The following is a 24437-nucleotide window of genomic DNA, read 5'->3' on the forward strand; positions in this document are numbered from 1 at the left end:
AGCCGGCCCCGGCCATGCCTCCGGCCACCGGATGGACGGCCAAGGCCTGGTTGTGGAGGTCATGGTCCTGGCCGGAGTGGGCTCGCCCCAGGACGCCGTCGAAGCGGTCGTGCGGGACTACATCGCCCGCGGGCACCGCACCGAGGCCCGCACCGAGCACCAGGACGACAGCCTGCGCGAGGTGGAGGCCAAGCCGCAGGATCCGCAGGGCTGACCCGGCGGGCGTACCGGCGTCCTGGCCGTACGCCCCTGCCACCGCCCGGCTCCCGCGGGACGGTGGCCGTGCGCCCCCTCGCGTACCAGTCGTACCGTCGCCGTGACCCCGGACCCGTACGTCTCGTGCCGCGCGGCGGCCGGGGTCAGTCGCGCGGAACCGCGGTGCGCCGTGCGACGACGGTGTCGAAGAAGGCCCAGCCGTCCATCTCCTCGGTCCGGGGGCTTTCGGGACGCCAGCCCGCGGCCAGCGCTTCGTCGAGGAGCGCCCGGACGGTCCCCGGCTCGTGCAGGTTCAGACATCCGCCCCCGACGGTGCCGACCATTCCGGAGGGCACGGTCCCGCCCGGCTCGAACCGCCCCGGACCTCCCGGGAAGAGGATGCGGACACAGCCTCGCGCCCGGAGCAGCCGGAGGGTGACGATGTCACAGCAGTCCTCGAACCCGCCGCCGTCCAGCGCCTGGTGACTGTGGCCCAACGACCACAGATACGTGTTCCCGTCGGCCACGAGGCGCCGTGCGTTCCTCCTGTTGCGAGCCATCGGCCGATCGTAGCCGCGAGCCGCTGACCGCTCCGGTGACGGTGCCGGCGTGGGGGTCGCGCTCCCTCAGGGACCACGTGCTTGACATCAAGTCCGGTTCAGTTTCTACGGTCTTCGATGTCGAAACAGTTCCGAACCCATGAAGGAGCGCCCCCCATGCAGTATTCGCACAGCGACGCCGAACTGATTCACCAGCCCATCGGCTACTGGAGCTGGGCCGCCTACAAGGCCGTCATCAGCCGCACCCGCGGCGCGCTCGCCGAGCTGGGCACCACCCAGCCGCAGTGGTGGGTCCTGGCGCAGATCGCCCGGTCCGGCACGGTGAGAACCCGCGACGAGGTGTCCGCCGTGCTCCGGAACTATCTCGACGTGGGCGAGGAGGGGCTGCAGGCGGAGATCGACGCGACTCTCGGCCGTGGGTGGGTCACCGAGGACGGCTCGGGCCGGCTCACCCTCACCCCGGAAGGGAAGACATTCTTCGACAGGGCGGCCGCGCTGCAGGGCGAGTTGTGGGCGGAGCGGCACGCCGGTGTCACGGACGAGGAGTATCTGACCACCCTCAAGGTGTTGCAGCGGTTCATCCACAACACGGGGGGTCAGGCCTGGCATCACTAGGTGTACTGACCGGAGACGTTGATTGAGAGCAGGGTGTTCCGCTCGGCAGTCACGAGGCCGGGGTTGAGTGCCTTTCAACCAGGTCTCTGGCGAGCTGACTGATGCGTTCGCGGGCTGTCTCTGGGGTGAGTATCTCGATGTGGTCGCCGAACTGGAGGAGCTGACGCACTGACTCGATGTCGGGGTAGCGGACGACGACGGTGCACCAGCCGTTTTCCGCGTCGGAGACGTCGTGGATGCGGTTGCCGAGGATGCGCCGCGCCAGGTCGAGTCCATTTTCTGGCAGGCGGACGGTCACGCTCACGCGACCTTGCCCCTCGGTGCGTTCCTTCAACGCGGCCCATCTGGTGCGGAGGGTTTCGCTTGGTCGGAGAGCAGCTGGCGCGTCGAGTTGTTCGTAGGACGAGAGTCGTTCCAGAGCGAACAGCCGACCGTTCCCCTGGTCATCGGCGATGAGATACCAGCGACCGGATTTCGCGACGATCCCGTACGGGTCGACCACCCGCGTTGAGGCCTGATTCTCGGCGCTGCGCCGGTATTGGATTCGCAGCCGGCGGCGGTGTCGCAGTGCCGAGGCCAGATCCGATACGTCGACCCCTGCCTCTGAGTCAGCAAACCACGCGGTGCTGTCTACCAGCACCAGGTCCGCCAGTTGCAGCAGGCTCGGCGATCCAGGTGCTGCAGCCTGCCGAGCGGCGATCTTGCGTGCGGCCGACTCCCACACCGCAGACAGACCCATACGCTCAAGTTGCGCGCTGTCCAAACCGGCTACGGAGAGTGCCTCCAGCTCTGATGGTTCCAGATGCGATGCGTTGAGCCGTGCACTGGGGAGCAAGACGATCCCGCCGTTCCGCCCGCGTTCGGCATAGACAGGCACACCTGCTGTCGAGAGCGCCTCGACATCCCGCAGCACGGTCCGCCGAGACACTTCCAGACGTCCGGCGAGCTCGGTGGTGGTGATGCGCTGACGGGTCTGCAGGAGCAGCAAGAGATGCAACAGCCTCGAAGCCTTCATACTGACCAACCTTTGCAGAAAAGGTGACAGGCTCTGTCGCGATGCGGCGGTCAACTGGAGCAGTACCGAGAATTCAACGATGTGAGGAGCGCACTATGCCCGCACCCAACCTGTTCCTGATCGGCGTCCGCGACGCCGAGACCGCTACCGCCTTCTACAGCGACCTGTTCGAGATCGAACCGACCTTCATCAGTCCCCACTACGTAGCTTTCGAGGTTGCCCCCGGCGTCCTGTTCGCGCTGTGGACGGGCTACAGCGAGCATGCGGTCCCGAGCACCCCTCGAACGAGCGAAGTCGGACTGATGGTCCCAGGAGGAGCGACCGCGATTGACGAGATCTTCGCGAGCTGGGTCTCGAAGGGAGTCCATGTCGCGGAGGAGCCACACGACGCTGTCTTCGGTCGCACGTTCGTCATCACGGACCCCGACGGCAACCTCATCCGGGTCTCCCCGGTGGACTGATCTTCACGCCCTCTACCCACACTTCTAGTTGTCGAAGGGCCGCCCGCACCCCTTGTGTTCTAGGAGTCGTTGCAACACCCCAGCTCAGGGGATGCAATGGACTTCGAGATCCGAAAGGTGCGGACAGCTCAGGGGCCTGTGAGGCTGAGCCGGGAGCGGGCGGCATACTCCCAGCTCATGCAGCAGGGGCACAGCAACGCCGAGGCATGCCGGATCGTCGGCATCAGTGACCGCACGGGCCGGAAGTGGCTCAACGGCCGCAGCGCCGACCGTCGACAGAAGGCGGCACCACCGATTCGTGTGGTGGTGCCGCCTTCCGGCGTGTCCAGGTACCTGCGCGAGGACGAACGCATCCACATCGCGGACCGTCTGCGGGAGAAGGCCACGGTCCGGTCGATAGCCGCCGAGCTAGGCCGCAGCCCCTCCACGGTCAGCCGGGAGATTCGCCGCAACCGTACCGACGGGACCCGCGGCCAGTGGCACTACCGCCCGCACGCCGCCCAGGCCCGCGCCGATGCCCGCCGGCCCCGCCCCAAGCACCGCAAGATCAGCCGGAACACCGAGCTGCGGGACACCGTGCAGGCGATGCTGGATGAGAAATGGAGCCCTGAGCAGATATGCCAGGCTCTGCGGGCACAGTTCCCCGACCGGCCGGAGATGCACGTGGTCCACGAGACCGTCTACCAGGCGCTCTACGTCCAAGGCCGGGGCCAGTTTCGGCGGGAACTCGCCGGCGCCCTGCGTTCCGGCCGTGCCCGCCGCAGGCCCCAGCGGCAGGCGAACTGCCGCCAGCCCCGGTTCACCACCCCGATGGTGATGATCAGCGAACGGCCCGCCGAGGCCGAGGACCGGGCCCTGCCCGGCCACTGGGAAGGCGATCTGATCATCGGCAAGGACGGGAAGTCCGCGATCGGCACCCTCGTCGAGCGCGCAACCCGCTACGTGATGCTGCTGCACCTGCCGGGCGACCACGGAGCCGAGGCTGTCCTGGGCGCCCTGACGGCCACCGCCCAGACCCTGCCCGAACACCTGAAGCGGTCCCTGACCTGGGACCAGGGCAGCGAGATGGCCCGGCACGCGGACTTCACTCTCGCCACCGACATCCCGGTCTACTTCTGCGACCCCGCCAGCCCCTGGCAGCGTGGCTCCAACGAGAACACGAACGGCCTGCTGCGGCAGTACTTCCCCAAGGGAACGGACCTCTCCGCCCACACCCCGGAGCATCTGGTCGCCGTCGCCGACCAGCTCAACCGCCGCCCACGCAAAACGCTCGGCTGGGAAACCCCAGCCGAGCGCCTGCATAAACTGCTCGCGGCCTGATCAACACGACCACGTGTTGCGACGACCCCTAGAAACCGCCCCCGATGGTCGGCCCTTCAGGCTGTCCAGGAGCTCAAACATCGCACCGCGTCGCGACACCGGGCAAGTCACGCAACGCCTACGGCGGCCCGAAGCTCGGATATGCGTTCGTGCACACCGTCATCGACGACCACTCCCGCGTCGCCTACACCGAGGTCCACGATGACGAGACGGCCGTGACCGCAGTCGGCGTGCTGCATCGCGCGGTGGAGTGGTTCGCCGAGCGCGGCGTCACCATCGAGAGGGTTCTCTCCGACAACGGCGGCGCCTACCGGTCCTACCTGTGGCGCGACACGTGCGACACCCTCTCGATCACGCCGAAGTACACGCGCCCTTACCGTCCGCAGACCAACGGCAAGGTCGAACGCTTCCACCGCACCATGGCCGACGGCTGGGCCTACGCCCGCTGCTACACCAGCGAGCAACAACGCCGAGACGCCCTGCCACCGTGGCTGCACCAGTACAACCAGCACCGTCCGCACAGCGCTTGCGGCAACCAGCCCCCATTCTCACGGTTGATCAACCTCCCCGATCAGTACAACTAGGCAGTGCCCGAGGAGTCGTGTGGGCGGCCATCTCTCTCCTGCTCCGGTGGGCCGCGTTACACCTCGTGCACCTGGATCGGGCACTCGAACGCGCCCTACCGGGCACGACGAGGAGGAGGGCCTCGCTGGACAGAGGTCCACCGAGGCATCGCTCGACGGTCCTGCGTTGCCCATCACCTGCGTGACGGCTTCTGCTCGATGACAACCGAGAACGAGCAGATGATCCGAACGAAACGACCGAGTCCGCGCGACATCGGCCCGCCGTCCGCACAGCGAACCCGTTCCCCCGAACCGACACACTCCCGACCAGGCGCGATGAACCGACATCAACCCCGAGGGGTAACAAATTCGGAAAATCGCTTGGTAAGGTATGAGTTCAGCGACCCGGACAAAGGAATCATCATGCCCATACCCGGCTCCCCCGATGACTCCGCATCCACGAGCCGGCAGTCGCAGGGCCAGGACCAGGGCGTGTGGGCTCCGCCGTCCCGGCCCGGCGGCGGGCCCTACTGGCCGTATCCGATGCAGGCTCCGCAGCCCCGTAACGGCATGGGCACCGCGGCCCTGATACTCGGCCTCGTCGGTGTCGTCCTCGGCCTGTTCATCATCCTGTTCTGGCTGTCGTGGCTACCGGCCCTGCTGGCCGTGATCTTCGGCGCCATCGGACTCCGCCACGCACGCAAGGGCCTTGCGACCAACCAGGCACTGGCCGTCAGTGGTCTCGCCCTGGGCATCGTCGGCCTGCTGATCGCTGCCGGCAGCGCAGTGTTCACGGTGGTGACGGTCACACAGGTCGTCGACGACAGTCGCGCGAAGGTCAAGAAGGAGGCCGAGGAGACCAGGAAGGAGGCTCGGGAAGCCCGGGAGTCGGCAGCGGCCGTGGAGAAGGGCCGGCACCTCTCCTTCGGTGAGCCGTACACCTTCGGCGACGGCCTGAAAGTCACGGTGTCCAAGCCGGCACCCTTCACCCCGGACTCGTTCGCCCACGGTCACGCCAAGGGCAACAAGGCCGTTCAGGTCACGGTCACCGTGGTCAACCAGGGCACCCGGCGGGTCGCGGTCGAGACCGGCCTGCCCGAGGTCAACGACGCGGACGGCGCCTCCGCGGAGTTGGTGATCGACGGAAGCGGACGCCAGAAGGTCATCACCGGATACGTCCTGCCCGGCAGGAAAGCTGTCGGCAAGTACGCCTTCTCGTTGCCGCCCGATGCCGCGGACCGGATCGAGGTCGAGTTCAGCCCTGACGCGGCCCGGTGGGACGACGCCCACTGGAGCGGCCCCACCCGCTGACCGCACACGGGCCTCCTGCTGAGGAAACCTCCGGCGTATCGCATGCCGGATGCGATCGCGCACCGGTCTCCTGGCTGATCACCAGTCACGCGATGCGCCGACCGGTTCCGTGGCCTGCGGTGCTCCGAGGAGCTCCGCGGGACCCCAGGTGCCGGGGCCGTGCCCCACCCGCCCATGCGTGATCTTGCGATAGGTGCGGAAACCTGCGCATGATCCCTCATGGCTCCTCACACACATCACGATATTTCGGCCACCTTCGCGCTGGGCGGCACCCTCACCATTCCCCGCCTGGGCTTCGGCGCCATGCAACTGCCCGGCCGATGGGGCGGCCCGGCCGTTCCCCGGGAGACCGCCGTGGCCGTGGCGCGGCGCGCCGTCGAGCTGGGCGCGCGACACCTCGACACCGCGGCGTACTACTTCTCCGCCAACGACATCCTGCGCACGGCTCTCCACCCCTATCCATCGGACGTCACCATCGCCACCAAGGTCGGCCCGCTGCGGGACGCGACCGGGAACATGTACGGCGAGGCCCGGCCCGATCAGCTGCGGGATCTGGTGGAGGAGAATCTGCGGCAACTCGGCGTCGATGCCCTGGATCTGGTGTATCTGCGCGTGGGGCGGCTCGACGCGGTGGGCGGGGTGCCGATCGGCGACCGCTTCGCCGTTCTGGCCGAGCTGCGCGAGGCAGGGCTGATACGACAGCTCGGCGTCAGCAATGTCTCCCGTGCGCAACTCGACGAGGCACGCGCCATCGCGCCGGTCGCCGCCGTGCAGAACCGGTTCGGCGTGCTCGACCAGCGGGACGCCGGACTCGTCGACCTGTGTGCCGACGCCGGCATCGCCTACATGCCGTTCTTCGCACTCGGCGGGGGCCGGACCACCTTGGCCGAGGCGAACCTCATGACGGTCGCAGAACGGCACGGTGCGACCACGTACCAGGTGGCCCTCGCGTGGGGGCCGGCCAGGTCACCGTCCGTCGTGCAGATTCCCGGCACCGCCTCCCTCGCCCACCTGGAGGAGAACATGGCGGCGGCGCAACTCGTCCTCGACGACGCGGACATGGCACTGCTCCACGCAGGCCCTCCCGACAGCCCCCGGCGGTGAGCGGCCCGAACCGCCGGAGGCGGGAGGCGAAGTCGGCGGAGCCCTGTCACGACCGGGCCGGGACCGGGACCGGGGGTCTCACCGGTCCGGATCCAGGATCATCAGGTTCTCGGGGTTCGGGACGGGAACGAAGCCGGCTTTGGCGTAGACCTCGTGAGCGTCGAGGGTGGACAGCAGCACCCGCTTGAGCTCGTACGGGGCCAAGCGGTCGCGGATGGTGGCCGCCAGCCACGTACCGAGGCCCCGGCCGCGGTGCTCGGGGGCCACATAGACGTCGCAGAGCCAGGCGAGGGTCGCGCGGTCGGTGACCACCCGCGCGTAGGCGGCCTGGGCGCCCGCGCTGTCGTAGACACCGAAGTTGAGTGAGGCCTGCACGGACCGTTCGACGGTCTCGCGGCTGCGGCCGAGCGCCCAGAACGCGTCCGTGGAGAGCCAGTGGTGGACCGTGTCGATGTCGAGGCGGTCCGGATCGTCTGCGATCTCGTATCCGTCGTCCCTGCGTTCGATCATGATCGTCATCGTAGGGCGCGGCGGTGTGAGCCGCGCGCGTCGGCCCGCCGGTGACGGGCCGACGCGCGCGGCCGATCCGCGGTTCACCCGGCGCAGGTTCACATGGTGAGGGCGGAGTCGTCCTCCACCCGCGCGCCGGGCAGCCGGTGCCGCGCCGCGACGAGGGCGGAGTCCACATCGCGGGTGCCCGTGGACACGCACAGGGTGTACGCGATGTCGTCCATGCGCCGGCGCACTGCGGCGCCGCCCTCGCCCGCCTGGAGCAGGTGCAGGGTCTCGTACTGCTCGACGAGCTTCTGGAGTACGACGGGGTGGGCCATCAGCACGGTTCTTCGGTCCTCTCGTCAGGGGAGGGCTTCTCGGGTGGAGCTGCTCGGGTACGGCGGCGCGGACGGTGCCGGGCGCTACGGATGATCGGGGCGCACCGACCGGGTGCCGGCCGCTCGGGAACGGATCCCGGGAACGACCCCCGGGAACGGGTGGGCGCCCGGGAAGGATGCAAGGGGAGCTGCCTCAGCTGTGGCTGAGCAGTCCGCTGCGCAGTTGCCGGAGGGCGCGCGTGAGCAGCCGGGAGACATGCATCTGGGAAATGCCGAGGACGGCGCCGATCTGGGACTGCGTCATCTCCTGGCCGAACCGCATCTGCAGGATCTGCCGGTCCCGGTCCTCCAACTGTTCCAGCAGCGGCTTGAGGGCCTGGAGGTTCTCCACCTTTTCCAGGGAGGGGTCGAGGTCCCCGAGGTGTTCGGCATAGCTGGTGGCGGCGGTGACGTTGTCGCTGCCGGTGGCGGGGAGGTCCAGCGAGACGGTGTTGTAGCCGTTCCCGGCGACAATGCCCTCGAGGACTTCCTCCTCCGGCAGTCCCAGGTGTTCGGCGAGTTCCGCCGGGGTGGGGTCACGGTCCAGGCGGGTGGCGAGGACCTCCGACGCCTTGGTCAGATCGGTCCGCAGTTCCTGAAGGCGCCGGGGCACGTGAACGGCCCAGGTGGCGTCCCGGAAGAAGCGCTTGATCTCACCCACGATGTAGGGCACGGCGAACGAGGAGAACTCGACTTCGCGGGAGAGGTCGAACCGGTCGATCGCCTTGATCAGACCGATGGTCCCGACCTGGATGATGTCCTCGGTCTCGGCCCGGCGGTTGCGGAACCGATGGACGGCGAACTTCACCAGGGAGACGTTCAGCTCGATCAGTGTGTTGCGTACGTACTGGTGTTCCGGTGTGCCCTCCTCCAGGACGGCGAGCCGGTCGAAGAAGGCCTTCGACAGGGTGCGCGCGTCGTGCGGCGCCACCTTGCCGGCGTCCTCGATCCTGGGAAGATCCTCCGCCCATGGGCCGGCCGCGTCCGGGGACGGGGGCACGGCTTCGGCGGGTACGGCCGGCTGCCCAGCGGCAGCACGCACAGACGAGATCATGTCCGGTCACGCCCTCCTCGGTAGCCCCCGTCGTCGTTGGCGTGCGCCTACCCCTCCCAACATTTGCCATGCGACAAAGTTTCGGCCGCGTTCCCCTGAGCCTCCGTGCGGCCCGGAGGGCCCCGGAAAATCCCCGGGACGACCGGCCCGGGGCGGCCTCGTCAGGGGCTCGCGGCCCGGTGACCGGCCCCCTGTCCGTGCCCCGCCCCCGCGCCGTCGACCGTCATGATCAAGACACTGTTCCACCACGAAGCAGCACCCGTCCAGGTCCCGGATCCCAGGTCAGGGGCGCGGCGAGCGGTGCCCCGCGGAGAGCGCCCCGCCGTGGGTCCCGAGCTCCGGCACTCCCCCGCTCCCCCGGTTTGCCGCCGGACGGCACGGGCACTCGGCGGCCATGGCCGAGAACGACCGGGACCGGCGCAGAAGGGACCGGCTGAAGGAGTACCGCTCCAAGCGGAATGCCTCCCGTACACCGGAACCCACCGGCGGCACTTCCCCACCGGACGGCGCGCCGCGCTTCGTGATCCAGAAGCACGCGGCGACGACCCTGCACTACGACTTCCGGCTGGAGGCGGACGGCGTACTGCTGTCCTGGGCGGTACCGAAGGGTCTCTCCGCCGACCCCCGCGACAAGCGGCTCGCCCTGCGGACCGAGGATCACCCCGTCGACTACCTCGACTTCGAAGGCACCATTCCGGGCGGCGAGTACGGGGCGGGCCGGGTGATCGTCTGGGACGCCGGCACCTATCGGCCGCTGGTGCACGGGGAGGTCCGGGAGGTCTCCGTCATCGACGCCGTCGAACGGGGCCATGTCTCCTTCTGGCTGGACGGCGAGAAGGTGCGGGGCGGCTATGCGCTGACGCGCACCGGCGACCAGGCGGGCAAGGAACGGTGGGTGCTGGTGAAGCGGAAGGACGAGGCCGCGGACGCCCGCCGCGATCCGGTCGGCTCCCGGCCCGGCTCGGTCCGCACCGGCCGCACCCTCGAGGACCTGGAGGACGAGCCCTGACGGGCCCGTCGCCCCGGTGACGGATCACCGGGGCGAGGCGCGGCCGTCGCGCGGGGCGGTGTCGGGGCGCCCTGTGCGACCGCCGCAAGGCCGCCGCAACGCCGCCGAGCGCGGCGTTACCGCAGCAGCCCGTGGTAGGCAACGAGACGTCAGACCCGCGGGGGCGGGGACGAACACCCCGTCGCGCTCACGCGGCCCCTGCGGTCGAGGTGTCCCGGCCCTCCGCCGTACCGCGCCGCACCACCCCGGCCATGGCTGCCAGCGCGAGGGCGAGCGCCATCAGCAGCGCGCTGACCCAGAGCGCCGATCGGTAGCCGAAGCCCGCCTCGATGGCGGCTCCCCCGGCCCACGGCCCGATCGCGGCACCGACGTTGAACGCGGCGGTGGCGAAACCCCCAGCCAGGGTGGGCGCCCCGGGCGCCGCGTAGAGCGCCTGCGAGATCAGTGTGGATCCGACGGCGAACGACAGGACCGCCTGCACCAGGACGAACACGGTCGCTGCCACCGGGCTGTCGGCCAGGACGGCGAAGGCGGACCAGCCGGCGAGCAGGGCCGTCCCGCCGGTCACCAGGAGCGGCAGCGGCCGGGTGTCGGCCAGCCGCCCGCCGACGGTGACACCGATGAAGGAGCCGGTGCCGAAGAGCGCCAACAGGGCCGGGATCCAGCCGGAGCTCCAGCCGGTGACGGTGGTCAGCACGGGCGCGAGGAACGTGAAGGCGCAGAAGGTCGCGCCGTTCACCAGAGCGCCCAGCAGGAGCGTCACCACCAGTCGCGGACTGCGCAGCGCACGGAACTCCCCGGCCGCACCGGGGCCACCGGGGCCGGCCGGGCCGGCGGGCACCGCACGGAGGATCGCGACGGCGGCCGGCGCCGATGCCAGGGCGACGGCCCAGAACGCCGAGCGCCACCCCCACAGGTGGCCCAGCAGGGCACCCGCGGGGACGCCCACGACACACGCCAGGGTGACGCCGCCGAGCAGGACGGAGGTGGCCCGGCCCTTGGCGTTCGGGGCGGCCATGCTCGTGGCCGCCGCCATGGCCACGGCCAGGAATCCGGCGTTCGCGAGCGCGCCGACGAACCGGGTGACCAGCAGCACCGCATAGCTGGTGGTGAGGGCGCCGACGACATGGACGAGCAGGAAGGTGACGAGGAAGGCCAGCAGGGAACGGCGGCGTGATGCGCGCGCGGCGGCCACCGCCATCAGCGGTGCGCCGATGATCATTCCCAGGGCGAAGGCCGAGGTCAGCCGGCCCGCGGCCGGAATGGAAACGTGCAGGTCGTGAGCGATGCCGGGCAGCAGCCCGGACAGCATGAACTCGGATGTCCCCTGGGCGAAAACCGCCAACGCGAGGACATGGAGAGCAAAGGGCACAGCAGAACTCCGCAACCGGATCGTGGAATCGGGAAGGCAGCGGCCGGCCGCGGGCATTCCGCGCCCGGGCCGGGAATCCACGGCCGGTGCGGGACGGGCGGCCACCGCGCGAAGAACCTGGCGGCGTCATCGGGGTACGCACGGCTCAGGTCTCGAACAGCCCGTAGGGGCCGATCCGGTGGCAGGGTTCGCTGGTGTCGTCGTTCGCTGGTGTCGTACCCGCGGCCCGCGGAGGGCCGCGCGGCGTCACCGCGGCAGCGCAAGAAGCCACCGGACGGCCGGTGGCAAGGGTCTTGACGACTCGGGACTGGACACGGGCGTGAGCCTATGCGGACCGTCATGCCCTGTCCACGAATTTGTCCCGACCGCCCGTGCACCGCTGCGGGTGGAGCCGTAGCCGCGAGGGAGCGCGGCTACGGATCCGTCCCGCCGCACTGCGACGGCGCCGTCCCCGGCCTCAGTCGACGGTCCCGCTCAGTCGGTGGTCCCGGCCGCCCCGGCCCCGTCAGCGGGTTTCGTGCCGGTGACCACCGTGGCGTCCCGTTCCTCGCAGACGGTGGTCCGGGCCAGCAGGCCGCCCCGGACCACCGTCTCCACGGCGCGCGGCGCCTGACGCTCACTGGTCTCGAACAGCAGGTGGCCGCCGGGGGCCAGCCAGTGCGCTGCCTCGGCGGTGACCCGGCGCAGGACATCCAGACCGTCCGAGCCGCCGTCGAGCGCCACCCGGGCCTCATGAACACGGGCCTCGGTGGGGAGCAGTCCGATCTCCTCCGTGGGAACGTACGGCACATTGGCGAGCAGCAGGCCGGTCCGCCCGCGCAGAGCGGCGGGCAACGGCGCGAAGAGGTCTCCCTGATACACCTGGCCCCCGACCGTCCTCAGATTGCGGCGGGCGCACCGTACGGCGGCGGGGTCGATGTCGGCGGCGTGCAGTTCGGCCCCGCTCAGGGCGGCGACCAGCGACACCCCCAGGGCTCCCGAACCGCAGCACAGGTCGACGACGACGGCACGCGGACCGGCGAGGCCGAGGGCCTGCTGCACCAGGAACTCGGTGCGGCGGCGCGGCACGAACACCCCGGGTTCCACGGCGATCCGGTGTCCGCGGAACTCCGCCCAGCCGACGATGTGTTCCAGGGGCAGGCCGGCGACTCGCCGTTCGACCATGGACATGAGCTCGTCGGGTGTGCCGGCCGCGGACAGCAGCAACTGCGCCTCGTCCTCGGCGAAGACGCAGCCGCCGGCCCGAAGCCTGGTCACCACGGACGAGGGGGAAAGAAGAAGTGACAGTGATGTCGACATGAGAGCCTCCCGGGATACCGAAGGGCGCTCTCGCGGTCCCCTACTGCTCGGGAACCGTACGACCGGTGGGTGAGAGCACCCGGACTACCGCAGCGGTAATGGGACTCACCTCCTCGGTCGTTCACCTGCTGGCGCGCCAACCATACCGCAGCCGCTCCACGGCGCCCCCGGCGTTCACCAGCCCCGGGCCCCGTCGCGCCTCGGGCGGGGCTCCGGCGGGGTGGAACCATCGGTCCATGCGATTGTGGACAGTGCAGCACCACCACGCCGTCCCGGCCCTGGAAGAGGCGGGGCGCCTCACGGGGGACTGGCGACGGGTGAGTCCCACCTGGCGGTCGGCCTACGAGCTGATGGTGGCCGAAATGCGGCAGCGGGGCATCGACTGTGCCGGGAGGCCTCCGATGTGGGCCTGGGCCGGACCGGACACGCGGGACGAGCGAGTGACCGTCACCGCCGAGTTGTTGCTCAGCCTCCACGAGTGGGAGCAGGGGGTGGTCGTCCTGGACCTCGATGTCCCCGACGAGCTGGTGCTGCTGAGCTCGTACAGCTACTGGAACGACCTGCTCGAAGCCGTCCTGACCGGTGCCGCGTCACCGGTCATGGACTGGTCGGTCGGCCCGGACGATCTCCACGACGAAGTGAAGTGCGGCGTTCAGGCCTGCCTCCCCTTCGTTCACCGTTCGTGGGTGCGCGGCATCCGCCCGATCGAACGTCCGGCGGACGAAGCGGAGGAAGCCGAGGGAGTGGAAGCGGAGGACGCCGGCGCAGCGGCGGGGGCACCGGCGGCACCCCGCGCCGAGTGACCCGTCGTCGGTCACTGCTGTCACACTCCGCGCCGTCGTCTCCCGGCCGGGGAACGGCGGCGTGAATGCCGCACGGCAGCTGTGCAAAGTGAAGGCGCCGGCGGGGTAGGCGGTACGGGACCGGGAGTGCCGGGGCGGCCGGACAGTCCGGAGAACGGGGAGGTCGGGGAGGCCATGACGTACCGGACGGTCCCGGTGCACGGCGTCGCGGCAGCGGGGAGAGTCTCGCGCCGCCCGGCCGCTCGGCGGCGCATGCCCCATGGAGGGCCGTTTGCCGCACTTCTGGCTGTACGGGAACCGAACAACCGATAGATCGGTCTTACCTGACATAGAACCTCATCCAGTGTTTGCGGCTCCGGCACGGCCGCGTTCATCTGGGGAAACGGAGACTGCTGTGGCCCACCAGCCCCTGCCCCGGCGTACACCGCGGGCGACGCTCGACTCGCCGTCCTGGAGCCTGGACGCTTCGCGCCGTCGGCGGACCCGGCGGGACCAGGACACCGTGTCCCTCCGTGAGATCCGTGCGGCGATCGCGGCCCTCGAAGCACGGCGGGGCACCGGTGGGGCCGGAGGGTCGTCCTCCCCGGACGCGTAGCAGGAGGGGTCGCGCGCGGCTCCGCCCGACGCCGCCGCTGCCGGGCAGGCCCCGCGCCGGCCGGCCCCCGCGGGGCGCGCCGTGTTCCCGATGTCGCCGCCTCACCGGCCGTCCATGCCCCATCCGCCGGTGAGGCAGGCGACGAGTCTCCACGACGCGGGATCTGGAGCGATTCCCTGTCGCGCTGTTCCGCGGGAAGGTGGTGCCGCAGCCGCAGTTGCGGTTGATGTTCACCGTCCCGGACATCCCCGGTGCCAACCGGAGCGCGGGCCTGGAGCGGCTCGAGGTGAACGGCAGGGTGGTGTGCGCCAAGACCGGCTCCCGCCCCGGTTACCACACCGTCATCGCCGCCACCTGCGACCTGTCCCGCACCCTCGTCTACTCGGTGAACAGCACTGACGCCAAGGGCGACGGAGCGCTCGGGACCGTGCAACGCTTCGGAATCCCGGCGTTCAACCGCTGAGCGGGCCGGCGGGGGCTGATGGGACGCTTCGACACAGCCTGACCGTCCGTCCGCCGACCACCCGGACCGCCGCCGTCCGCCGCCCCGAGCTGTTGGTGGATCCATGAGGGCACGCCGGAAGGCACGAGGCACCGTATCCGTCCGGAGGTCTCGCAGACCGGAGGCAGGGGAGACCTCTGGACGGACACGGGCCGGCGCCGCGGACGACGGATGTCCGTCGTTCCGGATCAGCGGCGGAATGTCGCCCTCGTGTTAGGTTCGGCCGCATGGAGACCTCACCGGCAGGCATCGGGGTGTCGTTGGCGGGCAAGGTCGCCCTGGTCTCCGGAGCCAGCCGGGGTGCGGGGCGCGGAATCGCGGTGCAGCTGGGCGCCGCGGGAGCCACCGTCTATATCACCGGGCGCACCAGCGGGTCACAGCGGTCGGAGATGAACCGGCCGGAGACCATCGAGGAGACCGCGGCCCTCGTGGACGAAGCGGGCGGGCGCGGCATCGCCGTCCGGGTGGACCATCTGGTGCCGGACGAGGTGCGCGCGCTGGTGGACCGCATCCGCAGCGAACAGGGCCGGCTGGACGTGCTGGTGAACGACATCTGGGGCGCCGAGATCGAGTGGAACAAGACCGTCTGGGAATCGTCCCTGGACACCGGGCTGCACACGCTGCGGCTCGCGGTGGACACCCACGCCATCACCAGCCATGTCGCGATTCCGCTGCTCATCGAGAGGCCCGGCGGCCTGGTGGTCGAGGTGACCGACGGGACCGACGCGTACAACGCCACCCACTACCGGGTCTCGTTCTTCTACGACCTGGCCAAGGCCGCGGTGAACCGCATGGCGTTCGCCCTGGCGCACGAGCTGGAACCGCACGGTGCGACGGCCGTGTCGCTCACCCCGGGCTGGCTGCGGTCCGAGGCGATGCTCGAGGCCTACGGCGTCACCGAGGCGAACTGGCGTGAAGGCACGCAGCGTTCGCCGCACTTCGCCATCTCCGAGAGTCCGGCCTTCGTCGGCCGGGCTGTGGCGGCACTCGCCGGGGATCCCCGGGTGGCGCGCTGGAACGGGAAGTCGCTGTCCAGCGGGCAGCTGGCCCAGGTCTACGGCTTCACCGACCTCGACGGCAGCCGTCCCGACGCCTGGCGCTACCTCACGGAGGTCCAGGACCCGGGCAAGCCCGCCGACGTGACCGGCTACCGCTGACCGGAACCGGCACCTCCCGGTTCGCACGCCGGTCCCGGCACCCAGGGAAAGGGGGCCGGGACCGGGAGCGGAACCGGGGGCGCAGGCCGGACGCGCCGGACGCGCATGCCGGAGCCGTCAGCGCGAGTCGACGATCTCGTACGTGACGTCGAGGGAGGTCGGCCTGCCCCGGGCCGGGAGGTGGAACAGGCCCTGACCGTGCAGATCGGTGATCACAACGGGGCGGCGGCGGCTGTCGTAGACCGCCTCCTTGTCGGACGGTGTGATCTCCAGGCCCGGACGGGTGACCAGCGTCTCGATCTTGTGGGAGAGCGGCGCGATGGCCAGGACCCCGCCGTTCGCGGTCTTCAGCGCATAGGTCTCGGTGTGGGCGGGCTCGGTCTCGAAGAACGTCACCCGGGCCCCCGGGCCCAGCTCCTTCCCGCGGTCGCGGTGGATCTTCTTCGTTCCGGACAGCGTGCTGGACGGGCCGAAGACCTTGCCGCCCTTCCTGCCACCGGTCTCGAACACGTCCTCATAGGCGTTGGTCAGCTCGTTCGGCGCCAGCGGACCGCTCTTCGTGCCGGGGTCGACTGCCACCGCGCGACCACCGGGCCCCTTGGCGAGCTCCGGCAGTTCCTCCTTCGGCCAGACGGAGGCCGTCATCTTCCAGGTGCCGGACTTCTTCTCGAAGACCACGAGCTGGGTCTCCTTGGAGTAGGTGGGCGTGGCGGTGACCGCGAACCAGTTCGCACCCGCCGGAATCAGGTAGGTGCGCTTGCGGTACGCGAACCCCTGCCGGTAGGCGTCCTTGTCCTTCTTCGACAGGGTCTCGAACTGCTCGTAGGTCGCCTTGTCGCGCTCCAGCAGGTTTCCGGCCTCGATGGTGTCCAGCAGGCCGGCGTCCTGCTTCTTGTTGGCGGCGTTGTTGACGCGCTCGTAGCGGTCCATGACCTTCTCGGCGTCGGCGCGCGTGACCTGTGCCGCCGTTGCCGGCTTGCGCTGCGAGACGCGCTTGTCGTCCCGGTCGCGCTTGGCCGAGAGTGCGCCGTTGCATCCGGAGGCCAGGACGGCCACCGTCATCACTCCGGCGATCAGAGCCGCGCGGCCCGCTGTCCGCTTCGCCATGTGCTGTCCCCGTTCGGTTATTTCATTGTCACGCGTAGCGATCAGCACGCTAGACCATGGGCATGCCACCGTCGCAGGCGGGTCGTCGGCTGCCCCGTACGGGCGTCCCGGGTTTCGGTCCGCCCGGGATTGTCGGACCCCTCTGGCAGGCTGCCCGCATGGAGATGACGCTGCAGTTGACGATCGACTGCGCCGACCCGCGGCGCATGGTCGCGTTCTGGACCGAGGCCCTGGGGTATGTGCCCGAGCCCCCACCGGGCGGGCAGGCCACCTGGCGGCAGTACTGGCTCGACTCGGGTGTGCCGGAGGAGGAGTTGCCGGAGGGCGCCGGGGAGACCCCGGAGTCGATCGTCGATCCGGCCGGGAGCGGTCCCCGGGTGTGGTTCCAGTACGTCCCGGAAGCCAAGTCCGTGAAGAACCGGCTGCATCTGGATCTGAGGGTCGGCGGCGGGCGGGGCGTCCCGCCGGCAGTGCGCACCCAGCGGGTCACCGACACGGTGGACCGGCTGACCGGGGCCGGCGCCACGGTGTTCCGGGTCATGGACGAGCCGGGGATGGACTACTACGGCGTGGTGCTGCAGGACCCGGAGGGCAACGAGTTCTGCGTTTGCTGAGGGTGGAGCCCGGCACGCGGAGACCTCGCCGCGCGGCGAGGCTCGCGGTGCGCCTGGCGGCCCCGGCATGAACGTCCGGTCCGAATGAGAGCCGTTCACCCCCACACAGGGCAACGCCCGGGCCACCGTGACGGCGGCCCGGGCGTGCGGAAGGGAATCCGTGGGTGGCGTCAGACGCGGCCGAAGAGAATGCTTCCGGGCGCCGACGGGTCGTTGGAGAGGAAGAACTCACGGGAGGCCCGAATGAGTTCGGAGCGCGAGATGTGCCCGTCTCCGTCGGTGTCCAGGGCCTGGAACGATTCCTTCATCTCCGGCTCGGCAATTCCCCAGAGCGTGCTCATCTTGTTGAACTCGCTCTGACTGATCTGATTGTCACCATCGATGTCGATGAGATCGAACTGCGCGTGGGTGAGGCCGTTGACGGCGTCGAACCGGCTGGTGTCGAGGATCGCGTTCCGGGAGGCCGCGATGTACTCGTCCTTGGAGAGACGCCCGTCCCCGTCGGCGTCGGCGTGGCGGACGAGTTCCTGCCAGAACATCGCGTAGGAGGCGTGGAGTGCCATGGTCCGGCGGTCGTTCCGGTTCAGCCGGTACTCGGCGGTGAACCCGTCGATCAGACGCTGGAAATCGGACCAGTCGATGTGCCCGTCCCGGTCGGTGTCCAGGGCATTGAAGATCTTCTCGATCTTGCTTCCGACGACGTCAGCTGCTGCAGTGGCCATTCTCTGCCTTTCCGAAGAGACCGCGAGAAACGGTCTGTTGGAGCATCCGTCGGTCAGGGACGCTAGCAGCGCGCCCATTTCCCCTGAACGCTGATGACTGCGGGCCGCCACGATCAGGTGACGCGATTACCTCCTTCGTGTCGCCCGCGGCGGGCCGGTACATTCAGCGGCCATTCCGCATTCATGCTCCGTTTCCCGTGGTCCCCGATCCTCTCCGGACCGGGGCGCCGGGCGCCGGTGCCGATCCCTCCCGGCCGTCCGCCCGTCCGGTCGCTTCCGCCCGTCAGCGGCGTCCGGCGGGGGAACGGGGGCCCGCGGACCCGGCAGTGCCGCGGATCTCCCGTGCCGGGTTGCCCCGCCAGCGGGACCGCGGTGGGACGTCCTCGCCCTTCATCAGGAAGGAGTCCGGGCCGAGGACCGCACCGTCGCCCATCGTGACGCCGTAGTGGACGAGGGTGGCCGTGTCGAGGGTGCAGCCGTCGCCGAGGGCGATCCGGCCGGACTTGAAGGTGCCGTCCTCCAGCGAGTGGCACTGGAGGGTGGAGCCCGTGTTGAGCGTGCAGTCGTCACCGATGGTGACGAGGGTCCGTTCCGGCATGCCGCAGCCGTCGTCGAAGACCCGGCGGCCGATCCGCGCGCCCGCCAGCCGCCAGAGCAGGTTCTTGAACGGCGTGCCGCTGAACAGCGGTGTCATGCTCAGCTTCCAGTGGCGTTCGTGCCACCAGAAGTACGGGTCGTAGATCGAGCAGAACCGCGGGGTCATCGGGCGGAACCGGGCCACCGCCCGCTCCGCCAGCACGGACGAGCCGAGGGTGAAGGCCAGTCCGAGCACGGTCGCCCCGGTGACCACCACCGCGCCGTACCGCCCGTAGTGCTCCGCGGCGAAGGTGGCGCACAGCACCAGACCGAAGAACTCGATCCAACGCACCAGCAGGAAGAGAGCGATGGTGCCGATGTTGTGCCGGGTCTTCGCCCGCAGCCGCAGGCGCCGTTCCTCACCGCTGTCGAGCGCGTCGAACCGGCTGTCACGCTGCACCGACCGCGGGATCTCGAAGCTCGGCGACCCCAGCAGCCCGACTCCCTCACGGACGGCGCCGTCGACGGGCACCATCACTTTGGTGCCGAGGAGACAGTTGTCGCCGGTACGGCTCCGCGCCGGGTAGGCGATCGCGTTGCCGAGGAAGTTGTCCTTGCCCAGCACGGCCCGGGTGACGCGGAAGGAGGTGGAGGAGACATCGATGTTGATGACCGACAGCCCGTCGGAGACCATCGTCCCGCTGCCGACCACGGTGAGGAACGGCGACTCCTGCCGCTGCTCCACACCGAAGTTCGAGCCGGTCTGGACCACCCGGGTCAGGTCCCAGCCGACGGCCCGCAGGTAGTGCACGATGAACACGCTGTCGCCGGTGATCCCCTGGTAGACCTTGGTGTTGGTGATCCGGGAGATCGCCCGCTGCACCGAGTAGTGGAAGCCGTAGAGCGGATGGACCCGGCCCGGGACGAGGGCGCGGTTCAGCAGTCGCGGCACGGTGGTGACGACGGCGAGCCCCGCCAGCAGGGGCCCGAAGAACAGCACCAGGGAGCCCAACAGCTGGTCGAGGTAGAAGCCGGGGCTCGACACGGCCGATGCGGGTGCGGAGAGGAAGGCCGGGATCAGGGTGCCCACGGCGCCCAGGGCCAGGGGCAGATAGACGAAGGGCACGGTGAGCAGCTGCGCCGTCCCGTAGAGAACCCTCCGCCGGGTGCCGCAGCGCGTGGGCTCCACCGTCCGGAAGTCCGCGTCCGCCGGACCGGCCGGCGAGCCCTGCCAGACCTGGCCGGCGGGCACCCGCTGGGCGGCGTGCAGCGAGGAGGCGTGGCCCAGTTGAGCCCCGTCGTCCAGTTGCACGTCGATGTCGAGGACCGTGCTCTCGCTGATCAGGACGTCCCGGCCGAGGGTGACGGGCCCGGTCCGGATGTACCCGCTCTCGGCGTGGTAGCAGGAGAGGTACGCGTCCTTGCGGACGAGCGTGTTCTCGCCGACGGTGAGCAGGTCGGTGCAGACCGGCACGTTCCGGGAGAGGATCACCGCGCCCCGGCCGATCCGCGCGCCCAGGGCCCGGAGATAGAGGAGATAGAGCGGTGAACCGGCGAACAGCACCAGCGGGTCGAGCCGGATCAGGGTCTGGACCGTCCAGAACCGCAGATAGCCGAGGCTCCAGATCCGGATGTCGCGGCGCTTCCAGCGTCCGATGAGCACCCACTTCACCACGATGGGGACGGCGGACATCAGCAGGAAGGCGGCGGCGCCGAACACCGTGGCGCGCAGGTACCGGTCGACGAGGCCGGAACCTGCCGCGACCCACTGGTAGCCCTCGATCAGCAGGAACGCGCCCACGTAGGTGTAGGCGAGGAAGAGCAGGAGTTGCGCCGTCCCGCACAGGACGTACTGCGGCCGGCGTGCCGGGGGCGCGGTGCGGACCGGCGCCGGGGCGGGGGCCTCGGCGGCCGGGGCCGAGCGCTCCCGGGTGAGCGCGGCGGCCAGGCCGGTGACCGTCGGGTGCAGATAGACGTCCCGCATGGACACCGGCGGCAGCTCGCCGTGGCTCCGTACCCGGGCGCAGAACTGGGCCATGAGGAGCGAGTTGGCGCCGAGGTCGGCGAAGAAGTCGCTGTCGGCCGAGACCCGGTCGAGGTGCAGCACTCCGGCCAGGAGACGGGCCAGGGTCCGTTCGGCCGGGCCGGCCGGCGCGGTGTACCGCTGCCGGCCGGACAGGCAGCGGGGGCCGGTGGGGGCGGGCAGCCGCGCGCGGTCCGTCTTGCCGCCGGCGAGCCGCGGCAGGTCCGCGAGTTCCTCCAGGTAGGCGGGGACCATGTAGCCGGGCAGCCGCCCCCGCAGATGGTCGTGGATGTGGTGGCGGTCGGCCGGCGAGCCGTCCCGGCGGGGCACGTAGTAGCCGACGAGTTCGACCGGTTCCGGACCGGTCCCGTGGGTGCCGACGACCGCCTGGGCGACCCCGGGCGCGCTCCTCAGCACCGACTCGATCTCGCTCAGCTCGATCCGGTAGCCGCGGATCTTGACCTGGGTGTCGATACGGCCGTGGTACTCGATCTCGCCGTCCTCGTTCACCCGCCCGAGGTCGCCGGTGCGGTAGATCCTGCCGGAGGGGTTGTTGGGGATGCCGAGGAAGTCGCGGATGAACGCCCGGTCGGTGAGGTCGGCACGGTTCACGTAGCCGCTGGCCAGGCCCACTCCGGCGAGGCCGATCTCGCCCAGTTCGCCGGGCGGCAGCGCCCGGGGGCCGGCCGGGTCGAGGATGACGGCGGAGTAGGTGGGCAGCGGGACGCCGATGGTCACCGGCCGGTCCGGGGCCACCGGGGTCCAGGTCGCGGTGACGGTCGCCTCGGTGGGGCCGTAGACGTTGAGGAAGCGGCGGCCGGGCCGGTGCCAGCGGGTCACGAGGTCGCGCGGACACGCCTCACCGGAGACCAGCAGGAACCGGAGGCCGGGCAGGTCCTCGTCGAGGGTGGCCAGCAGGGTCGGGACGCAGCACAGCGCGGTGACGTCCCGGGAGGTGAGGAACTCCCCCAGCTCCCGGCCGACCAGCGCGACGCCGTCCGGCTTGGGCACCAGTGTCGCTCCCACCAGCAGCGGAACCCAGATCTCCTCGACGGAGAAGTCGAACGCGATGGTCATGCCCTGGTAGACGCGGTCCTGCGGGAGGAGGCCGTAGACCTCCGCGGCGACCCGGACGAAGTTGCAGACGGCGGCGTGGGGGATCGCCACGCCCTTGGGCCGGCCGGTCGAGCCGGAGGTGTAGATGATGTAGCAGAGGTCCTCGCGCGGGCTGTCGCCGGCTGCCGGGCGGACGGAGCGGCGCGGGTCCTCGGCGGCGAGCTCCGCCGCCGCATCGTCGACGCAGACCACCTCTGCGGGCACCTGCCCGAGCCGGTCCCGCAGCGGGGACTCGGACACCACCAGACGCACTCCGGCGTCCCGCACGATGTAGGCGAGCCGGTCCGCCGGGAAGGCGGCGTCGAGCGGCACATAGACGGCTCCGAGCTTGAGCACGGCCAGCATGCCCACGTACGCGTGCACGGCCCGGCCGGGGAGGAGCGCGATCCGGTCGCCGGGCCGGGCGCCGCGGGACGCGAGGTGGCGGGCGAGCTGGTTGGCCCGTGCGTCCAGTTGGTCGTAGGTGAGGCTCTCGCCGCCTGTGTCCACGGCCCGCGGGCTGTGTCCGTCGGCGGTCCGCAGCCGGTCGCACCGGTCCTCGAAGAGCTGCTCGAGGCGTTCGCCGGGGCGCCAGCGGACGGCCTGTTCGCAGCCGGGCGACAGCAGGGCCGGGCCCTGCGCGGGATCGCGGACCGGGCGCACCGGGGTGTCGAGGGGCACGTCCCCGGTGCCGGGCGGCCGGGGCATCTCAGGGTGTCCGGGACGCGGGACGGCCGGACGGGCGCCCGGCGGACGGCGGGGGCGCCCCGGCACCGTCCGGGGTGGTGGACGGCGTGACCGGGGTGGCCGAGGGCGTGGCCGGGGTGGCCGACGGCGTGGTCGGGGTGGCCGAGGGCGTGACCGGGGTGGCCGAGGGCGTGGCCGGGGTGACGGCCTCGATGGCGTCGACGAGGATGGCGCAGGCGGTGTCGATGACCTCCGGGGTCACATTGAGCGGCGGGAGCATCCGCACCACGCAGTCGTCCCGGCCGCCGAGTTCGACGATCAGCCCGTGCCGCAGGGCGTGCTCCTGGACCCGGGCGGCCAGGTCACCGGCGGGCCGGGCGTCGCGCGGCTCGGCGAGCTCGATGCCCCACATCAGGCCGCGGCCCCGGATCTCGTGCACCCAGGGGTGGCTCCGCAGCGGGGCGAGCCCGTCCTCCAGTTGCGCGCCGCGCCGCCGGACGTTGCCCAGCACGTCGTCCCGGTGGAAGATCCTGATCGCTTCGGTGCCGGAGGCGAACGCGAGCTGGTTCCCGCGGAACGTCCCGGTGTGCGCGCCCGGTGCCCACACGTCGAGCCGCCGGTCGTAGAGCATCAGCGCGACCGGGGCGCCGACACCGCTGAGCGACTTCGAGGCGAGGACCACGTCGGGCTCGATACCGTAACTCTCGAAGGCGAACCAGGTCCCGGTGCGTCCGCCGCCCGTCTGGACCTCGTCCACGACGAGCGGGATGCCGAGGTCCCGGGTGAGGGCGCGGACCCGGCGGACGAAGTCGGGGCCGGCGGGGACGACGCCGCCCTCGCCCTGCACCAGTTCGAGCACGACCGCCGCCGGCAGCGGAATGCCGGAGAGACCGTCGGTGAGCGACCGTTCGAGGTAGCCGACGCAGTTGGTCTCGCAGGTGTCCGGGCTGAGGCCGAGCGGGCACCGGGTGCAGTACGAGTACGGGAAGAAGTGGACCCCGGGCACCCCGTTGGCGACGGGCCGCTTCTGCGCCACCGTCCCGCTGAGCGCCATCGCCGCGTGCGTGCCCCCGTGGAAGCCGCCCTGGAACGCGACGATGTCGCCGCGCCCGGTGGCCGTCTTGCAGAGCTTGACCGCGGCCTCGACGGCGTTGGCGCCGGTCGGGCCGCAGAAGTGCAGCTTCATCCGGCTCCGCAGCGGGGACGGCAGCATGGAGAGCTGGGCCTCGGTGAAGGCGTCCTTCGCCGGTGTGGGGAAGTCGAGGCCATGGGTGAAGCGGCCGAGTTGATCGGCGACCGCGCGGACCAGTTCCGGGTGGTTGTGACCGAGGGAGAGCACACCGGCACCGCCCAGGAAGTCGATGAACACATTGCCGTCGAGATCGCGGACGAAGCTGCCGAAGCCCTCCTCGATCGCGATGGGCAGATGCCTCGGATAGACCCGTGCGTTGGACTCCCGGCGCTCCTGCCGGGCGAGGAGCTCCGCGGAGCGGGGCCCCGGGACGTCCGTCCCGACGTGCGGGCCGGTCGTCGGACCGGATGTGCGGACGGCCGTTTCCGGCTGCCGGACGGCCGTGTCGGACTGCTGGAAGATCGTCATCGCGTTCTCCGGTGCGGTGAGAAGCGGGGTGCTGCTGTCCACGGCGCTCACGGTCGGCGCGACACGCACACCACCCGTCACCCGCGCGGATCGCCGGGCCGGGCCTCACATCCGCTCAGCGCTACCTTCAATACGGAGCAAAAGGCGCATGCGGATTGGTCGGCCGGGAGGGAACTCTCCGGGGCCACGGGGCGGGGGCGACGTCCCGA

The 24437-nt window shown here is 70.7% G+C and carries 22 protein-coding genes and 1 pseudogene; 12 read left to right on the forward strand and 11 right to left on the reverse strand.

Annotation, left to right across the window (positions count from 1 at the left end; genetic code table 11):
• The first annotated feature begins 31 nt into the window (after positions 1–31).
• The gene (locus tag ACFYYR_RS05825) at positions 32–214 is read left to right on the forward strand and encodes a DUF2191 domain-containing protein (RefSeq protein ID WP_388847343.1); all 183 of its coding nucleotides are present in this window, start codon (positions 32–34) and stop codon (positions 212–214) included.
• A gap of 145 nt (positions 215–359) precedes the next feature.
• On the opposite strand, the gene ACFYYR_RS05830 is transcribed toward ACFYYR_RS05825, so the two are convergent.
• The gene (locus ACFYYR_RS05830) at positions 360–755 is read right to left on the reverse strand and encodes a hypothetical protein (protein ID WP_388847345.1); all 396 of its coding nucleotides are present in this window, start codon (positions 753–755) and stop codon (positions 360–362) included.
• 156 nt (positions 756–911) lie between these two features.
• Between ACFYYR_RS05830 and ACFYYR_RS05835 the strand changes: the two genes are divergently transcribed.
• Positions 912–1370, forward strand: a complete 459-nt coding sequence (locus tag ACFYYR_RS05835) for a MarR family winged helix-turn-helix transcriptional regulator (RefSeq protein WP_388847347.1) — start codon at positions 912–914, stop codon at positions 1368–1370.
• 49 nt (positions 1371–1419) lie between these two features.
• Here the strand turns inward: ACFYYR_RS05835 and ACFYYR_RS05840 are convergent, their stop codons facing one another.
• A complete protein-coding gene (locus tag ACFYYR_RS05840) occupies positions 1420–2385 on the reverse strand; it encodes a WYL domain-containing protein (RefSeq protein ID WP_361324882.1) in 966 nt (321 codons plus the stop codon).
• Between the two features lie 95 nt (positions 2386–2480).
• Between ACFYYR_RS05840 and ACFYYR_RS05845 the strand changes: the two genes are divergently transcribed.
• From ACFYYR_RS05845 to ACFYYR_RS05865, 5 genes and pseudogenes are all read left to right on the forward strand, one after another.
• On the forward strand, positions 2481–2846 hold the full coding sequence (locus ACFYYR_RS05845; RefSeq protein WP_388847349.1) for a VOC family protein: 366 nt from the start codon (positions 2481–2483) through the stop codon (positions 2844–2846).
• Between the two features lie 177 nt (positions 2847–3023).
• Positions 3024–4166, forward strand: a complete 1143-nt coding sequence (locus ACFYYR_RS05850) for an IS30 family transposase (protein ID WP_388847351.1) — start codon at positions 3024–3026, stop codon at positions 4164–4166.
• Positions 4167–4249: 83 nt separating this feature from the next.
• Positions 4250–4750: pseudogene (locus tag ACFYYR_RS05855) on the forward strand (integrase core domain-containing protein); the annotation flags it as partial.
• A gap of 402 nt (positions 4751–5152) precedes the next feature.
• Positions 5153–6040 carry a DUF4190 domain-containing protein gene (locus ACFYYR_RS05860; protein ID WP_388847353.1) on the forward strand — a complete coding sequence of 296 codons (888 nt, stop codon included), beginning with the start codon at positions 5153–5155 and terminating at the stop codon, positions 6038–6040.
• A 219-nt stretch (positions 6041–6259) separates the two neighbouring features.
• Positions 6260–7144, forward strand: coding sequence for an aldo/keto reductase (locus ACFYYR_RS05865; protein WP_388847355.1), 885 nt, complete (start codon positions 6260–6262; stop codon positions 7142–7144).
• A gap of 78 nt (positions 7145–7222) precedes the next feature.
• Here ACFYYR_RS05865 and ACFYYR_RS05870 read toward each other — a convergent pair whose 3' ends face one another.
• The 3 genes from ACFYYR_RS05870 to ACFYYR_RS05880 form a co-directional block, all read right to left on the reverse strand.
• The gene (locus ACFYYR_RS05870; RefSeq protein ID WP_388847357.1) at positions 7223–7654 is read right to left on the reverse strand and encodes a GNAT family N-acetyltransferase; all 432 of its coding nucleotides are present in this window, start codon (positions 7652–7654) and stop codon (positions 7223–7225) included.
• Between the two features lie 98 nt (positions 7655–7752).
• On the reverse strand, positions 7753–7980 hold the full coding sequence (locus ACFYYR_RS05875) for a DUF5133 domain-containing protein (protein WP_388847359.1): 228 nt from the start codon (positions 7978–7980) through the stop codon (positions 7753–7755).
• A 187-nt stretch (positions 7981–8167) separates the two neighbouring features.
• A complete protein-coding gene (locus ACFYYR_RS05880) occupies positions 8168–9067 on the reverse strand; it encodes an RNA polymerase sigma factor SigF (RefSeq protein WP_388847361.1) in 900 nt (299 codons plus the stop codon).
• A gap of 394 nt (positions 9068–9461) precedes the next feature.
• On the opposite strand from ACFYYR_RS05880, the gene ACFYYR_RS05885 reads away from it, so the two are divergent.
• Positions 9462–10076, forward strand: a complete 615-nt coding sequence (locus ACFYYR_RS05885) for a DNA polymerase ligase N-terminal domain-containing protein (RefSeq protein ID WP_388847363.1) — start codon at positions 9462–9464, stop codon at positions 10074–10076.
• Between the two features lie 187 nt (positions 10077–10263).
• Here ACFYYR_RS05885 and ACFYYR_RS05890 read toward each other — a convergent pair whose 3' ends face one another.
• Positions 10264–11448 carry a Cmx/CmrA family chloramphenicol efflux MFS transporter gene (locus ACFYYR_RS05890; RefSeq protein ID WP_388847365.1) on the reverse strand — a complete coding sequence of 395 codons (1185 nt, stop codon included), beginning with the start codon at positions 11446–11448 and terminating at the stop codon, positions 10264–10266.
• A gap of 474 nt (positions 11449–11922) precedes the next feature.
• Positions 11923–12747, reverse strand: a complete 825-nt coding sequence (locus ACFYYR_RS05895; protein WP_388847367.1) for a putative protein N(5)-glutamine methyltransferase — start codon at positions 12745–12747, stop codon at positions 11923–11925.
• A 236-nt stretch (positions 12748–12983) separates the two neighbouring features.
• On the opposite strand from ACFYYR_RS05895, the gene ACFYYR_RS05900 reads away from it, so the two are divergent.
• The 3 genes from ACFYYR_RS05900 to ACFYYR_RS05910 all read left to right on the forward strand — a co-directional run bounded on the left by ACFYYR_RS05900 (position 12984) and on the right by ACFYYR_RS05910 (position 15804).
• Positions 12984–13550: a DUF3841 domain-containing protein gene (locus tag ACFYYR_RS05900; RefSeq protein WP_388847369.1), complete on the forward strand. Its 567-nt coding sequence runs from the start codon at positions 12984–12986 to the stop codon at positions 13548–13550.
• A 797-nt stretch (positions 13551–14347) separates the two neighbouring features.
• Positions 14348–14608, forward strand: coding sequence for a hypothetical protein (locus ACFYYR_RS05905; RefSeq protein WP_388847371.1), 261 nt, complete (start codon positions 14348–14350; stop codon positions 14606–14608).
• A gap of 266 nt (positions 14609–14874) precedes the next feature.
• Positions 14875–15804 carry an SDR family oxidoreductase gene (locus tag ACFYYR_RS05910; protein WP_388847373.1) on the forward strand — a complete coding sequence of 310 codons (930 nt, stop codon included), beginning with the start codon at positions 14875–14877 and terminating at the stop codon, positions 15802–15804.
• A gap of 117 nt (positions 15805–15921) precedes the next feature.
• Here ACFYYR_RS05910 and ACFYYR_RS05915 read toward each other — a convergent pair whose 3' ends face one another.
• On the reverse strand, positions 15922–16911 hold the full coding sequence (locus ACFYYR_RS05915) for a hypothetical protein (protein ID WP_388847375.1): 990 nt from the start codon (positions 16909–16911) through the stop codon (positions 15922–15924).
• Positions 16912–17069: 158 nt separating this feature from the next.
• Between ACFYYR_RS05915 and ACFYYR_RS05920 the strand changes: the two genes are divergently transcribed.
• Positions 17070–17525 (forward strand): VOC family protein, encoded by a 456-nt coding sequence (locus ACFYYR_RS05920; protein WP_388847377.1) that lies wholly within the window; start codon positions 17070–17072, stop codon positions 17523–17525.
• Between the two features lie 170 nt (positions 17526–17695).
• On the opposite strand, the gene ACFYYR_RS05925 is transcribed toward ACFYYR_RS05920, so the two are convergent.
• The 3 genes from ACFYYR_RS05925 to ACFYYR_RS05935 form a co-directional block, all read right to left on the reverse strand.
• Positions 17696–18247, reverse strand: coding sequence for an EF-hand domain-containing protein (locus tag ACFYYR_RS05925; RefSeq protein WP_388847379.1), 552 nt, complete (start codon positions 18245–18247; stop codon positions 17696–17698).
• A gap of 283 nt (positions 18248–18530) precedes the next feature.
• Complete coding sequence (locus tag ACFYYR_RS05930) at positions 18531–22649, reverse strand: Pls/PosA family non-ribosomal peptide synthetase (protein WP_388847381.1); 4119 nt, start codon at positions 22647–22649, stop codon at positions 18531–18533.
• A gap of 1 nt (position 22650) precedes the next feature.
• Entirely contained in the window at positions 22651–24270 is a 1620-nt protein-coding gene (locus ACFYYR_RS05935) for a diaminobutyrate--2-oxoglutarate transaminase family protein (RefSeq protein WP_388847383.1), read from the reverse strand.
• Positions 24271–24437: the final 167 nt, after the last annotated feature.

The sequence above is a fragment of the Streptomyces sp. NPDC001922 genome, assembly GCF_042891165.1.
Classification (GTDB): Bacteria; Actinomycetota; Actinomycetes; order Streptomycetales; family Streptomycetaceae; genus Streptomyces.

What these genes read in the sequence shown, in the direction of transcription:
- ACFYYR_RS05910 (WP_388847373.1), top strand. Translation starts at nt 14,875, where the DNA reads ATGGAGACCTCACCGGCAGGCATCGGGGTGTCGTTGGCGGGCAAGGTC.
- ACFYYR_RS05885 (WP_388847363.1), top strand. Translation starts at nt 9,462, where the DNA reads ATGGCCGAGAACGACCGGGACCGGCGCAGAAGGGACCGGCTGAAGGAG.
- ACFYYR_RS05835 (WP_388847347.1), top strand. Translation starts at nt 912, where the DNA reads ATGCAGTATTCGCACAGCGACGCCGAACTGATTCACCAGCCCATCGGC.
- ACFYYR_RS05845 (WP_388847349.1), top strand. Translation starts at nt 2,481, where the DNA reads ATGCCCGCACCCAACCTGTTCCTGATCGGCGTCCGCGACGCCGAGACC.
- ACFYYR_RS05870 (WP_388847357.1), bottom strand. Translation starts at nt 7,654, where the DNA reads ATGATCGAACGCAGGGACGACGGATACGAGATCGCAGACGATCCGGAC.
- ACFYYR_RS05840 (WP_361324882.1), bottom strand. Translation starts at nt 2,385, where the DNA reads ATGAAGGCTTCGAGGCTGTTGCATCTCTTGCTGCTCCTGCAGACCCGT.
- ACFYYR_RS05850 (WP_388847351.1), top strand. Translation starts at nt 3,024, where the DNA reads ATGCAGCAGGGGCACAGCAACGCCGAGGCATGCCGGATCGTCGGCATC.
- ACFYYR_RS05915 (WP_388847375.1), bottom strand. Translation starts at nt 16,911, where the DNA reads ATGGCGAAGCGGACAGCGGGCCGCGCGGCTCTGATCGCCGGAGTGATG.
- ACFYYR_RS05865 (WP_388847355.1), top strand. Translation starts at nt 6,260, where the DNA reads ATGGCTCCTCACACACATCACGATATTTCGGCCACCTTCGCGCTGGGC.
- ACFYYR_RS05825 (WP_388847343.1), top strand. Translation starts at nt 32, where the DNA reads ATGGACGGCCAAGGCCTGGTTGTGGAGGTCATGGTCCTGGCCGGAGTG.
- ACFYYR_RS05920 (WP_388847377.1), top strand. Translation starts at nt 17,070, where the DNA reads ATGGAGATGACGCTGCAGTTGACGATCGACTGCGCCGACCCGCGGCGC.
- ACFYYR_RS05925 (WP_388847379.1), bottom strand. Translation starts at nt 18,247, where the DNA reads ATGGCCACTGCAGCAGCTGACGTCGTCGGAAGCAAGATCGAGAAGATC.
- ACFYYR_RS05895 (WP_388847367.1), bottom strand. Translation starts at nt 12,747, where the DNA reads ATGTCGACATCACTGTCACTTCTTCTTTCCCCCTCGTCCGTGGTGACC.
- ACFYYR_RS05880 (WP_388847361.1), bottom strand. Translation starts at nt 9,067, where the DNA reads ATGATCTCGTCTGTGCGTGCTGCCGCTGGGCAGCCGGCCGTACCCGCC.
- ACFYYR_RS05930 (WP_388847381.1), bottom strand. Translation starts at nt 22,649, where the DNA reads ATGCCCCGGCCGCCCGGCACCGGGGACGTGCCCCTCGACACCCCGGTG.
- ACFYYR_RS05900 (WP_388847369.1), top strand. Translation starts at nt 12,984, where the DNA reads ATGCGATTGTGGACAGTGCAGCACCACCACGCCGTCCCGGCCCTGGAA.
- ACFYYR_RS05860 (WP_388847353.1), top strand. Translation starts at nt 5,153, where the DNA reads ATGCCCATACCCGGCTCCCCCGATGACTCCGCATCCACGAGCCGGCAG.
- ACFYYR_RS05830 (WP_388847345.1), bottom strand. Translation starts at nt 755, where the DNA reads ATGGCTCGCAACAGGAGGAACGCACGGCGCCTCGTGGCCGACGGGAAC.